At 60.2% G+C, this 13022-nt stretch carries 11 protein-coding genes and 2 tRNA genes; 11 read left to right on the forward strand and 2 right to left on the reverse strand.

Going from position 1 to position 13022, the window contains the following annotated elements; translation table 11 throughout:
* Positions 1-209 precede the first annotated feature (209 nt).
* Positions 210-294, reverse strand: a tRNA-Leu gene (locus tag V0R37_RS05995).
* A gap of 134 nt (positions 295-428) precedes the next feature.
* Between V0R37_RS05995 and rnr the strand changes: the two genes are divergently transcribed.
* The 11 genes from rnr to V0R37_RS06050 all read left to right on the forward strand — a co-directional run bounded on the left by rnr (position 429) and on the right by V0R37_RS06050 (position 11995).
* Positions 429-2870, forward strand: coding sequence for a ribonuclease R (gene rnr, locus V0R37_RS06000; protein WP_420373657.1), 2442 nt, complete (start codon positions 429-431; stop codon positions 2868-2870).
* A gap of 72 nt (positions 2871-2942) precedes the next feature.
* Entirely contained in the window at positions 2943-3689 is a 747-nt protein-coding gene (rlmB, locus tag V0R37_RS06005) for a 23S rRNA (guanosine(2251)-2'-O)-methyltransferase RlmB (RefSeq protein ID WP_420373658.1), read from the forward strand.
* 98 nt (positions 3690-3787) lie between these two features.
* A complete protein-coding gene (locus tag V0R37_RS06010; RefSeq protein ID WP_420373659.1) occupies positions 3788-5017 on the forward strand; it encodes a cystathionine gamma-synthase family protein in 1230 nt (409 codons plus the stop codon).
* Positions 5018-5355: 338 nt separating this feature from the next.
* Positions 5356-5628, forward strand: coding sequence for an HU family DNA-binding protein (locus V0R37_RS06015; protein ID WP_017523731.1), 273 nt, complete (start codon positions 5356-5358; stop codon positions 5626-5628).
* 117 nt (positions 5629-5745) lie between these two features.
* Positions 5746-5821: transfer RNA gene (locus tag V0R37_RS06020), tRNA-Val, on the forward strand.
* A gap of 212 nt (positions 5822-6033) precedes the next feature.
* A complete protein-coding gene (locus V0R37_RS06025; protein ID WP_420373660.1) occupies positions 6034-6855 on the forward strand; it encodes an energy transducer TonB in 822 nt (273 codons plus the stop codon).
* Between the two features lie 9 nt (positions 6856-6864).
* Positions 6865-7740 (forward strand): MotA/TolQ/ExbB proton channel family protein, encoded by an 876-nt coding sequence (locus V0R37_RS06030; RefSeq protein WP_420373661.1) that lies wholly within the window; start codon positions 6865-6867, stop codon positions 7738-7740.
* On the forward strand, positions 7740-8249 hold the full coding sequence (locus tag V0R37_RS06035) for an ExbD/TolR family protein (protein WP_420374027.1): 510 nt from the start codon (positions 7740-7742) through the stop codon (positions 8247-8249). The genes V0R37_RS06030 and V0R37_RS06035 overlap by 1 nt, the downstream gene beginning before the upstream one ends.
* A gap of 94 nt (positions 8250-8343) precedes the next feature.
* The gene (locus V0R37_RS06040; RefSeq protein WP_420373662.1) at positions 8344-9018 is read left to right on the forward strand and encodes a response regulator transcription factor; all 675 of its coding nucleotides are present in this window, start codon (positions 8344-8346) and stop codon (positions 9016-9018) included.
* A 16-nt stretch (positions 9019-9034) separates the two neighbouring features.
* On the forward strand, positions 9035-10093 hold the full coding sequence (locus tag V0R37_RS06045; RefSeq protein ID WP_420374028.1) for a sensor histidine kinase: 1059 nt from the start codon (positions 9035-9037) through the stop codon (positions 10091-10093).
* Positions 10094-10099: 6 nt separating this feature from the next.
* Entirely contained in the window at positions 10100-11995 is a 1896-nt protein-coding gene (locus V0R37_RS06050) for a potassium transporter Kup (RefSeq protein WP_420373663.1), read from the forward strand.
* A 54-nt stretch (positions 11996-12049) separates the two neighbouring features.
* Here V0R37_RS06050 and V0R37_RS06055 read toward each other — a convergent pair whose 3' ends face one another.
* On the reverse strand, positions 12050-12625 hold the full coding sequence (locus tag V0R37_RS06055) for a hypothetical protein (RefSeq protein WP_420373664.1): 576 nt from the start codon (positions 12623-12625) through the stop codon (positions 12050-12052).
* Positions 12626-13022 lie beyond the last annotated feature (397 nt).

Genomic DNA, 13022 nt, shown 5'->3' on the forward strand with positions numbered 1-13022 from the left:
GGAGAGGACTCGAACCTCCACACCTTGCGGCACATGGACCTGAACCATGCGCGTCTACCAATTCCGCCACCTGGGCACAACGAGGGCGAATCATACACCAAATTATGAATTGGGGTAGGCCCGCCTTTTAATAAAACGATCTTCACCGATCGTAAAATCAAAAAACCCAGCTAAACAAGCTGCTTAGCTGGGTTTTCTGTACTTAGCGATGGTGCCCAGGAGAGGACTCGAACCTCCACACCTTGCGGCACATGGACCTGAACCATGCGCGTCTACCAATTCCGCCACCTGGGCATAAAGTGTATGCTATCGCCTATTGCATTACCGCGATCGCTGTTGCTACATCGCTATTGCGATAATTACTGCGTTAGGCGCCACTTTAGAAGGCGCAAAGTATAACGTACTTTTTTAATTTATGGAAACAACCTTTGATCAAACGATCTAAAAACGACACTAACAACAAAGAAAACACCGCTGGCCAGCACGAGCTGCCGCCGGACTTCGATCCGGACGTGCCCAGTCGGGAAGTCATATTGCAGCATTTGCGGTCCTCCGAAACACCCATGGACCTCAAGGATTTAGCCAAAGCGGTGGGTGCTTCGCTGCCATTGTCCGTCGGGTTCGACCGCCGCCTGAAGGCCATGGAGCGTGACGGGCAGCTTTTTGTCAATCCGCAAGGTCAGTTGTCGTTGAATAGCAAACTGGATTTCATCGCCGGAAAAGTACAGGGCCATCGCGATGGCTTTGGTTTTTTATTGCGCGACGACGGCGGTCCCGATCTTTTTCTGTCCCCGCGCGAGATGCTCAAGGTATTGCACGGCGATCGCGTGCTGGCCAAGCCCGACGGCGAATACCGGGGCAAGCCGGAAGCCACCATCGTCGAAGTGGTGGAGCGGCGCACCAACAAGCTGGTGGGCCGCTTTCTTAAAGAGCGCGGAGCCTTTATCGTGGTTCCCGAAGACCAGCGCATCAAGCACGACATCATTGTCCCCGCGTCGGATACGTCCGATGCCGAGCACGGCCAGGTCGTATCCATCGAAATCGTCCAGCAGCCGACCCGCCATACGCAGCCCCTGGGCAGGGTGGTCGAAGTCCTGGGCGAAATCGATGATCCCGGCATGGAAATCGAAATCGCCGTGCGCAAGTTCGATGTGCCGCACGAGTTTTCCGAAGCCGCTCTGCGGCAAGCCGAAAAAGTCCCGCCCACCGTCAAGCCGTCCGAGCTGAAGGGTCGTGTCGATTTGCGCGATGTGCCTTTTGTCACCATCGACGGCGAGGACGCTCGCGACTTCGACGACGCCGTGTTCTGCATGCCCGTCGAACTGGGTACTGAAAAGCGCAAGAAGCCGGGCTGGCGGCTTCTGGTGGCCATTGCCGACGTCAGCCATTATGTGCAGCCGGGCGATGCCCTGGACGAGGACGCGCTTGATCGCGGCACCAGCGTTTATTTCCCGCGCCGGGTCATCCCCATGCTCCCCGAGGCGCTGTCCAATGGCATCTGCTCGTTGAACCCGGACGCCGACAGGCTGGTCCTGGTCTGCGACATGGCGGTCACCGCCACCGGCACCAAGGCCGGCGCCATTACCGCCTACCAGTTTTACGAAGCGGTCATCCATTCGCACGCGCGCACCACGTACAGCGACGTCTGGGCTGCCTTGCAGCAGCCCACCGGGCCGGCGGCGCAATCCATGCGGCCCGTCTTGCCGCATATACAGAATTTGTACGAGTTGTACCAGTTATTTTCAGAGGCCCGCGTCAAGCGCGGCGCCATCGATTTCGACACGGTCGAGACCCGCATCGTGTGCAACCCCCTGGGCAAGATCGAGCGCATCGAGGCGTACAACCGCAACGATGCCCATAAGCTGATCGAAGAATGCATGCTGGCTGCCAATACTTGCGCCGCGGAATTCATGACGCGCAACAAGCGCCTGGGACTTTATCGGGTCCACGAGGGGCCCACGCCGGAAAAGCTCAAATCCTTGCGTGATTATTTGCGCAATCTGGGGTTGACGCTGGACGGCGGCGACGATCCGTCGACCACCGATTACGCGCGCTTGATCAAGGCGGCGCGCAACCGGCCCGATTTCGAGATCATCCAGACCATGTGCTTGCGGTCTTTGCAGCAAGCCATCTACAGTCCAGAGCAGGTTGGGCATTTCGGTTTGTCCTACGAACATTATGCGCACTTCACCTCGCCGATCCGCCGCTATCCCGACTTGCTGACGCATCGCGTCATCAAGGGCGTCCTGCGCGGCAAGCGCTATCTGCCCGCGCTGGCCGATGTCAGCGGTGTTGCGGCTCTGCCCAAGAACGAGCGCGAGCACGCGGTATGGGAAAAACTGGGCTTGCTGCTGTCGGCCCGCGAGCGCCGCGCCGACGATGCTTCACGCGATGTCGAGGCATGGCTGAAATGCTGGTTCGTCAAGGAGCATGTGGGCGAAGTCTTCAGCGGCCGAGTCACCGGTGTGGCGACTTTCGGTATATTCATCACGCTGGATACCTTGTTCGTGGAGGGCATGGTGCACGTCTCCGAGCTGGGTTCCGATTACTTCCAGTACAACGAAGCCATGCACGAGCTGCGCGGCGAGCGCACCGGCATCCGCTACCGCTTGACCGATGCGGTGCAGGTGCAGGTTTCCCGCGTCGACCTGGAAGCGCGCCGCATCGAATTCCGTTTGGTCAAGGGTACCGGCTTCAAAGAGCTGAAGGCTTCCATCGAGCCGGAGGCGCCCGCCGAGCGCAAGGTCAAACGCGCGGCACCGGCCAAGCCGGCCGCCCTGAAGGGCACGACATCGCGCCAGCGCAGGGCTGCCGCCAAGCGTGGCGCCAAGGCCGAGGCGCCCAAGAAGTCAGGGCGCAGCCGCCGCTGACGGGGCGGGGTTAAAATCCCATCACCGGGCGCTGATCGAATGCGCCCGGACGCCCCAACTCTAAGGAAAATCATGTCGTCTCATCAGGTCCTCGCCGGCTTCCATGCGGTGGTTGCCCGTCTGCGCTATGCGCCGGACTCCATCAAGGAATTCTATGTCGAGGCATCTCGCCGCGACAAACGCATGCAGGCTTTGATCGAGCAGGCGCAGGCCGCCAATATCCGTGTTCATCCGGTATCGGTCGACAGGCTGGACGGTCTGGCGCGCGGCACGCGGCATCAAGGCGTGGTGGCGCTGGCCCAGGCCCGCGAGCTGGCCGTCGATGTGAACGAGGTGTTGGATGTTCTGGAAGACCGCGCCGAGCCCGCGCTATTGCTTATCCTGGACGGCGTGACCGACCCGCACAACCTGGGCGCATGCTTGCGCACGGCCGACGCGGCCGGCGTGCATGCTGTCATTGCGCCGCGCGACAGGGCGGTGGGGCTGAACAGCACCGTGCAACGTGTAGCCTGCGGGGCGGCCGAGACAGTCCCCTATATTATGGTCACCAATCTTGCGCGCACCATGCGGCAGCTGAAGGAACGCGATGTCTGGCTGGTGGGCACCGACGATCAGGCCGGGACAGGCATGCACCACGTGGATGCGCGCCGCGCCATGGCATGGGTCATGGGCGCGGAAGGCGAGGGAATGCGCCGCCTTACCCGCGAAACCTGCGACGAACTGGTGGCCATTCCCATGCAGGGTTCGGTAGAGAGCCTTAACGTAAGCGTCGCCAGCGCGGTGTGCCTGTACGAGACAGTGCGCCAAAGGCAAGCCTGAATCCGCTGTAGGCCTGCCCATCGATTTTCGCGTGCAAGGCACCCGCTTTTGCATCGGCCGATATTTTCCCTTCCTTAACTCATCGCTGTCCTGACATCATGGCTAAAAACGGTTTTACCACTACCATCGTCCACTCTGATCGCCGCTCGTCGGTAGAGCACGGCGCCATTCACAAGCCGATGCACCCTTCGTCCGAGTATGCTTTTACCGATGCGCGTGAATTGGCGGCGGTGTTCCAGGGCAAGGCGGGCTTCACCTATGCGCGGCAAGGCACGCCAACCACCGCGGCACTGGAATCCAAGATCACTCAAATGGAAGAAGGTGAAGGCACGGTCAGTTTCGCGACGGGCATGGCGGGGCTGGCCGCAATATTTTTCACCTTGCTGAAAGCCGGCGATCACCTGATCAGCAGCCAACACATATTCGGGAACACCAATAGCTTGCTAGGCACGCTGGCGGATCTGGGGGTGCAGGTGACGATGGTCGATGCGACGGATGTGCGCAACGTCGTGGCCGCCTTGCGGCCCGAGACCAAAATGGTGTTTACCGAGTCGCTGGCCAACCCCGGAACGCAGATCGCCGACTTGAAGGCCATAGGAGACTGGTGCCGCCAGGAAAACCTGGTGTATGTCGTTGACAACACCTTGGTGACCCCCTTGCTTTGCACGGGTAAAAGCGTGGGGGCCACGTTGGTCGTCAATTCGCTGTCCAAGCATATAGGAGGGCATGGCAATGCGCTGGGCGGGGCGGTGACCAGCACCGGCTTGTACGACTGGTCGGACTATCGCAATATCGCCGAGCCCTATCGCAAGGGCAAGCCGACATCGTGGGGCCTTACTCAGATCAAGAAGAAGGGGCTGCGCGACATGGGCGGTACCTTGTCGTCCGAGGCGGCGCATCGCCTGGCGGCCGGCGCGGAAACGCTGTCATTGCGGATGGAAAAGATATGCTCGAATGCCCTGGCTTTGGCGCAGGCGCTAAGCGCCCATGGCAAGGTCGCCAAGGTTCATTACCCTGGCTTGCCGGGGCATGGGCAGCATGATCGGGCCGCGCAACTGTTCGGCGGCCGTTACGGCGGGCTCATGGGCATCGAACTGATTGACGAGATCGATGTGTTCGATTTCCTGAACCGCCTGAAGGTGCTGGCGCTGGCCACGCACCTGGGGGACAACCGCACGCTGGTCTTGCCGATGGCCCATACCATCTACTACGAAATGGGCCCCGAGCGCCGCGCCTTGATGGGCATTTCCGACAATTTTCTGCGTGTGTCCATCGGTATCGAAGATACACAGGATCTGATTGACGACTTCGCTCAAGCCTTGGAATAGCCGGAAAGAAGCGGCGGCTTTTACCACAAATCCGGCTGGGCGGCATGCCTTTCAAAAAAGCATTGCAAATTTTCATCATGTTGCTGTGCGCAAGTAAAAAGTCAGTAACTATGCGGGTTTTGGGAGCTTTTTTACTTGACAGGCTTGGCGTTCAAAGGCTTAATACGCGTTAGCCAGCCGCGTGTGTATTGTTTGAATATGCTAGTGGGCTGCACCCGCATGGTCCTGTGTGGGTAATACGATCAGCGCCGATAATTGTGCCTCGTATATTTTCATCAAGCGCCAAGCCAGTCCTTCAGACGAAGCTTGGCTACAATAATTTTTAGGGGTAATCCTTAATGAACAAAACAGAGCTTATCGAACACATTTCCACCAAAGCCGATTTGTCGAAGGCCGATGCCGGCCGCGCACTCGAAGCCTTTATCGGCGCCGTAAAAACTACACTAAAAAAGAAAGGCTCGGTAACCTTGGTGGGCTTTGGAACGTTTGCCGTATCCGAGCGCGCAGCACGTACCGGCCGCAACCCACGTACGGGCGAAGCCATCAAGATCAAGAAAGCGCGCGTGCCTAAGTTCCGCCCAGGCAAGGCCCTGAAAGACGCTGTCAACTAAGGTTCTGCCTTGTTGCAAGGCAAGACGCGGTACGCTATAATTTTTGTCTTACCGCGTTTTGCAGCAAATGTAGTGGCCCCAGGGTTGTAAGCAGCATGAATTACAACCTGTAGAAATGGGTGCTTAGCTCAGCTGGTAGAGCGGCGCCCTTACAAGGCGTAGGTCGGCGGTTCGAACCCGTCAGCACCCACCACTAAAACTGCAAATCGAAAAAAGCCGCTTATAAAACGTAAGCGGCTTTTTTTGTTTCTGCTTGATCCTGTTTGGCTTTGGCAGTTTTTTAACAGGCATGGCATCTAATTTATTGCGAATGGTTCGCATTATTGTTATTATCCTAGCCTTGTCTGAAAAACAGCCGTTTGTGCACGATACTGACGCTGTACAACTTTTTTCATTGCTGGATTCATGCCGCGTTCCCGTGTTCAACCGAAACTTCGCCCCGCATTGGTCAAAGCGGTAGGGGCCGCTGCCGCGGTGGGCCTGCACCTTGCGGTATTGGGTGCAATTTTGTCCTCCCCTTCCGTCAAGCCAGAAATCGACATGCCGGAAACGGTCGAAGTGCGTTTCGTTGAAATCGCCGATGAGGTGGTCGAGGCGGCCCCCGCCGTCGAGCCGGTCGAAGAGATCATTCCGGAACCCACACCCGAGCCGCCGCCTCCCAAGCCCGAGCCGGAAGTCATGCCGGAACCGGAGCCTGTGGTCGAGCCGGAACCCGAGCCTGAGCCCGAACCGGTGATTGAAGAACCCGAGCCGGAAAGCATCACTCCCGAGCCTCCTCCGGAGCCTAAACCCGAACCCAAGCCTAAACCGAAGCCCAAGCCCAAGCCGAAACCTGTCGTGAAGCCCGCGCCTAAACCCGAACCCGCCCAGCCTCCGGCGGCGCCCACGGGCAAGGCCGCGGCGCCGGCTGCCCCCAAGGCTCCGTCCGCGCCGGTGGATCCGGATCGCCCGCGCCTGATCGGCAAGGTCGATTATCTGGGCAAGCGGCCCAGCCCCGTATATCCCCGCGCTTCCGAGCGGCGCGGCGAACAGGGCAGGGTGGTAGTGCGCGTATTGATTTCCGCGCAGGGCACCGTGTTGAATGTGACGGTGCGATCGTCGTCGGGCTACGAACGGCTGGACGAATCGGCTGTGAAGGCGGCTCGTGGCGCGCGCTTCAAGCCATACACAGAAAACGGCATTGCATACCAGGCCATGGCCGACATCCCTTTTGATTTCGTTTTATAGGACGCGAGAATGTTCGATCTAGTTAATAGCGCAATGCATGTGCTGGCACAGCTTGGCGAAGCGGCTCCCGCCGTGCAGTCGGGCGCCGCGGCTGCCGGCGCGGCGGCGCCTGCGCTTGCCGGCGCCGGTACATCGGCGGCCGATGTCGCGCAGGGCGGCGGCATGCTGCATTTCATTTCACAAAGCGATGTGGTCGGAAAGTCGCTGTTCGGCATCCTGGTCCTGATGTCTCTGGCCAGCTGGTATCTGATCTTCGTCAAGTGCTTTGTCAATTGGCGCATAAGCAGCCGTTCGAAGAAGTTTCTGAACGAGTTCTGGGCAGCCAGCTCGCTGGAGCAGGTCGAAAATGAAATCGCCACGCACGGCGCGAATGAGCCGTTTGCGCATGTGACCAGCCATGCCATCCATGCAAGCAACCACCATGCCAAATATGGGGCGCTGAAGCTCGAAGAAAAAGGGTCGACTGGCGCCTTCGTGACTCGCACCATCCGCAAGGTCATCGACGAGGAAACGGCGCGTCTGGAGAATGGCCTGACGGTGCTTGCTTCCATCGGCTCCACGGCGCCTTTCGTCGGCCTGTTCGGTACCGTCTGGGGGGTTTACCATGCATTGATCGGCATCGCGCTGTCCGATGGCGTGACGGTCAACCGCATTGCCGGTCCGGTGGGCGAGGCGCTGATCATGACCGGCTTGGGCCTGGCCGTGGCGATTCCCGCCGTGTTGGCGTATAACGGTTTCGTACGAGGCAATCGCGTCTATCTGGCTCGCCTGGACGCCTTTGCCCACGATCTTTTTACTTTCCTTTCAACCGGTCAGCAGGCATACGAATCGACCGGCAAGGTGCGCCGCGTGACGCTTGCGGCCGCCAAGGCCAAGGGTGAATGATGGCATTCGGCAGCTTCGACAATAGCAACGGGGCAAACCATACGGTGTCCGAGATCAATATGGTGCCCCTGATCGACGTGATGCTGGTTTTGCTGGTGATTTTCATCATCACCGCGCCCTTGCTCAGCCATTCGATCAAGATCAATGTGCCCCAAGCCAGTGCCCAGCCGGTCGAACAGGAACCCAAGATCATCGATTTGGCCGTGGATGCGCAAGGGCAGATGTATTGGAACGAGGTTGCCGTCGGCACCGAGGAATTGACGCAAAAATTCGCGGCCGAAACGGCGCTCGATCCCCAGCCTGAATTGCGTATCCGGGCCGACCTGAACACGCGCTATGAAGTGCTTGCGCAGATCATGAGCAGCGCCAAGGCGGCCGGCTTGAAGCGCCTGGGCTTCATTACGCGTCCAGGGTCCGATGGCGGGTCCGCCGCTGCTGCCGGGAATGCGCCTCCGGCGAAGGCGGCGCCTGCCAGCGGTACGCCGCAGGCAGCCCCGCCATCCCGGTAAGGCTTCGATAAGCCCTTTGTCAGGTTTGTAACGCAGAACCCCAATATCGCGCCCGGTCATAACAATCGGGCGCGCTTCGATATAGAATCACACCATGCGAGTTCTAGTTATCGAAGACGACACTACTCTTGGCCACGCCCTGCAGGAATTCCTGGTTGAACAGGGATACGCTGTCGACTGGCTTGCCGACGGCGATCAGGCTTTAGGAGCCATCGCCGGCCAAAGCTACGATCTGCTGCTGCTCGACCTGAATCTGCCGGGGCAAAGCGGCCTGGACATCCTGCGCAAGCTGCGCGCCGGCAACGAACAGGTTCCCGTCCTTATCCTTACCGCGCGCGATGGCGTCGAAGACCGGGTGGCGGGGCTGGATGCCGGGGCCGACGACTACGTGACCAAACCGTTCGAACTGGCCGAACTGGCGGCGCGGGTGCGCGCTTTCGGACGCCGCCGTTCCGGGCAGGCCCAGCCTTTTATCGAGGCTGGGCCTTTGCTGTTTGATTCCGTCGGCCGCGAGGTGCGCGTCAACGGCGAACGCCTGTCGCTATCCGTCCGAGAACTTTCCGTGCTTGAAATGCTCATGGCGCGTGTCGGCCGCGTGGTCACCAAGCGGCAAATCGTCAATTCGCTGTCGGCATGGGATGCCGACTTCAGCGAAAACGCCGTCGAAGTCTATGTGTATCGCTTGCGTAAACGGCTGGAAGGCACTGGCGCGGGGATACAAACTGTCCGAGGCTTCGGCTATCTCCTAGACGTGGAAAGTGCTGCGTAGGTTTTGGACGGCATGGATGCCGTCGGGTTCGCTGGCCCGCCATCTGGTTCTGCGCCTGTTTCCAGCCGTCATTGTATTGGTTGTGCTGGACCTGAGCGCTACCTGGGTCATGACGCGCAAGATGACCATGGAAACATGGGTGCTGCGCGATATTTTCTGGACCATGGTGGTCAGTCAGGTCTTGCTGATTTCCGTGTTTGCCTGGGTGTTGATTTCCGGCGTGCGCTCGGGATTGGCGTCCATCAACCGCCTGTCCCGTGAAATCAACCAGCGCAGCATCGAAGATCTGCAACCACTCGATATGGCGGGCCTGCCAACGGAAGTTGCTCCATTGCTGACGCACTTCAACGACTTGCTTTTGCGCCTGGACGACTCCATGCAGGCGCAAAAACGTTTTATCGGGCATGCGGCGCACCAGATACGCACTCCGCTAACGGGCTTGAAGCTCGAATTGGAATTGATGTTGACCCGGCCGCTGCCCGACGATGTTCGCGAGCGCGCCGAGCGGATCAAATCGGTGACCGATCGCATGATCCGGCTGGGCCAGCAATTGCTGGTGCTGGCGCGCGCCGATTCATCGACCCGGCCTCAAGACAGTTTTCTGCGCGTGGACCTGTGCGAATGGGTGCGCGTGAGCGGCGCGGAATGGATACCCGCCGCCCGTGGCCAGCATGTCGAAATCCAATTGATCGCGCCGGACGAGCCGGTGTGGGTCGATGTGGATTCCTTGCTGCTCGAAGAGCTGCTGAGCAATCTGATCGACAATGCGCTTAGATACGGTGTCGGCGCCACGACCATCAAACTGCAGGTCGCCGCCAACCCTCCGTCGCTTTCCGTCGAGGATAACGGCCCGGGTATCGATCCCGACGATTCTGAACGGGTATTCGAGGCGTTCTATCGTTCGCCGCGCGCGAATGCCGAGGGTTCGGGGCTGGGCTTGGCCATTGTGCGTGAAATAGCGCGAGCGCACGGAGCATGGTGGAATCTTTCCAGTCGGCCGGAATTTCCCGGCACGCGCATTACCGTGGTTTTTCCGGGGCCCCGGATAGGCGCAAAACTTAGCAGACAAGAATAGGCAATCATGACGGCTCTGCAACAGGAACACCCTTCGTCGAACTCCTCTTCGCACTCGGCGCTTTGGCTGGGTGCGCTGGGTGTGGTCTATGGGGATATCGGCACCAGCCCGCTGTATACGATACGGGCTGCGCTTTCCCGCATGCCCACGCAGGACGCGGCCGATATCCTGGGCCTGCTTTCCCTGCTCTTCTGGATGCTGATGATGGTCGTGTCGCTGAAGTACGTGACCATCATACTCAAGGCGGACAACCGGGGCGAGGGCGGCACTTTGGCCTTGATGGAGCTGGCTTTGCGCGGCAAGTCGGGCAAAGCACGCTGGCGCTTGATGATTCTGGGCCTGATCGGCGCCTGCCTGTTCTACGGGGACAGCATGATCACCCCGGCCATATCGGTGCTGTCGGCGATCGAGGGGATCAGCATCGTGTCGCATCGCTTCGATGATTGGGTCGTGCCCATCGCCGTGGCGGTGCTGATGGTCTTGTTTGCGGTGCAATCGCGCGGCACGGGCGCCATGGGCAAGCTGTTCGGCCCCGTCATGCTGGTCTGGTTCCTGACGCTGGGCGTGCTGGGCGCATGGCGCATCTTCCTTGAACCTTCCGTGCTTCAGGCGCTGGATCCCCGGTGGGCCTGGGCATTCATCGGCGACGCGCCGTGGGAAACCTTCCTGTTGCTGGGCGCCATCGTGCTGGCGCTTACCGGCGCGGAAACGCTCTATGCCGACATGGGGCATTTCGGCCGGAAGGCCATACGGCGCGCCTGGTTCGGCATTGTGCTGCCCGCGCTGGTCCTGTGCTATTTCGGCCAGGGCGCATTGCTGTTGGCCGATCCCTCCACCTTGAAGAACCCGTTTTTCCTGATGGCGCCGGACTGGGGGCTGGCGCCGCTGGTCGCGTTGGCCACGGTGGCCACCATTATCGCTTCGCAGTCGGTGATCTCGGGCGCCTTCTCGGTTACCCGCCAGGCCGTCCAATTGGGATTTTGGCCGCGCATGGTCATTTTGCATACGTCCGCCCAGGAAGAGGGGCAAATCTACCTGCCGCGCGTGAATATCCTTCTCTTCATCGCCGTGCTGGTCCTGGTTCTGTCCTTCGGTTCATCCGATGGCCTGGCTCATGCTTATGGGTTCGCCGTGACCGGGACCATGCTCATGACCTCGCTGCTGGCTTTTGCGGTTCTGCCGGGTCAGACAACGGGCTTGCGCCGCTTGGCCTGGCTCTGCCTGGTCAGCGGATTCCTGCTGATGGATGTCTTGCTGTTTTCGTCGAACGCCTTGAAGCTTTTCGACGGCGGCTGGGTGCCTTTGCTGGTGGGCGCGGCCTTGTTGACGCTGATGGTCACCTGGAAGCAGGGGCGCGAAAAAATACACGAGAACCTGGCGGGCGACCACCAGCCATTGAAGTCTTTCATGGAGTCCCTGGAGGAATATCCGCCCACCCGCGTGCCGGGCACGGCGGTCTTCATGAGCATGATCGTCAACACCGTGCCGCCCGCGCTGCTGCATAATCTGAAGCACAACAAGGTACTGCACGAGCAGGCTTTGTTCCTGACTGTTGAAAGCGCCGATGTGCCCTATGTGCCTTTCTCCGAACGCTTCCGGCTGGAACGCATGAGCCGGACCAGTTGGCAAGCGGTGGCGCGCTGGGGATTCAAGCAAGAGCCCAATGTGCCGCAGGCACTGGAGCAAATCGCGCTGGCTTATCCCGAAATCAATCTGGACCCCATGCAGGTCTCGTACTTCCTGTCCCGCCAGACCGTCATCGTGGTGCGCAAGTTGTCGTTTCATCAAGCCTGGCGCAGGCGCTTGTTCGCTTTCATGGCGCGCAACGCAAGCCGCAGCACGCGGTTCTACCGCATTCCGCCCAATCGCGTGGTGGAAATGGGCATGCAGATGGAATTATGAAAATGCGCGCCGGCCGCCAGGCCGGTCGCGCGTAAAAGATAAGGCTTTGGCCGCTTAGCGGGGTGCGCCGGGAACCGGGGTGATGGTGGTGCCTGGTGCGGCCGGTGCACTCGGTACGGCCGGCGTCAAGGAGGGGGCCGGTGTAACGGGTGGCGGATTGGGCGTCAGTCCGGGAGCCGGCGTTACCGGCGCGGCGCCGGGCGCCGGCGTCGGCGTGCCAGGAATCGTGATGGTCGTTTCGCGCAGAACGCCGCCTGCTCCGATGCTGCCTTCCACATTGGTGTTTTGGCCGGACATCTGCAGCATGCAATCGTTGCGCTCGGCCACGGGCAGGGCCTGGCACCGCGCAGTCTGGTTTTGCCGATAGGACTCATTACTGTTGTTCAGGCGACTGCGGCGTGCTTCGTCGCGCGCCGCGCCGGCTTCGCGCAGGCAGGTGGCCTTGTCCTGATTGGTCTGTCCGGTGTTGCAGCGCTCGACGTCCAGCCTGTAACGGGATTCGATATCGGCGCTGGATTGGGCCTTGGCGCCGGTGCCGGCCCCTATGGCGATCGGCGCGGCCAGGCAAATACCGATAAGGCTTGCCGATGCCAGGAGGCGCGGAAGGAATGTTGATCGAGTAAGCATCATATACATACTCCTTTTCTTTGGAACATGAATCCGCCTGGACGGCGGACCCTGTAAAGAAGTATATAAGGGCTGGCCCGGAGCGTTGTAAGTGAACGTTTCTCGCCTGGAACGCCGTTGCGTCCGAGGCGGCCTAGCGCATTTTCGGTTCAAGTGTTTACAAAGCTTTATGGCCGGTAAGCGTGTGGCTCTGCTCCAGCTTATCAAACCGGCGCAGCCGGTGGGCCGGGGCCGTGCTCGGATCGCTGCGCCCCTTCGGGGTTCCCTTGCAGCCGCTTTACGCCGGGGGTCGGGCGCGAACTCGCCACCCGGCACGCGTCAGAGAGCACCGCACACGGATCTTGAGTCACCACTGAATATCGCGCCGCCAGAACCCGCAAGCACGTAAGCACCTGAACCG

The sequence above is a fragment of the Pollutimonas rozaliensis genome (genome assembly GCF_048751585.1).
Taxonomy (GTDB): Bacteria; Pseudomonadota; Gammaproteobacteria; order Burkholderiales; family Burkholderiaceae_B.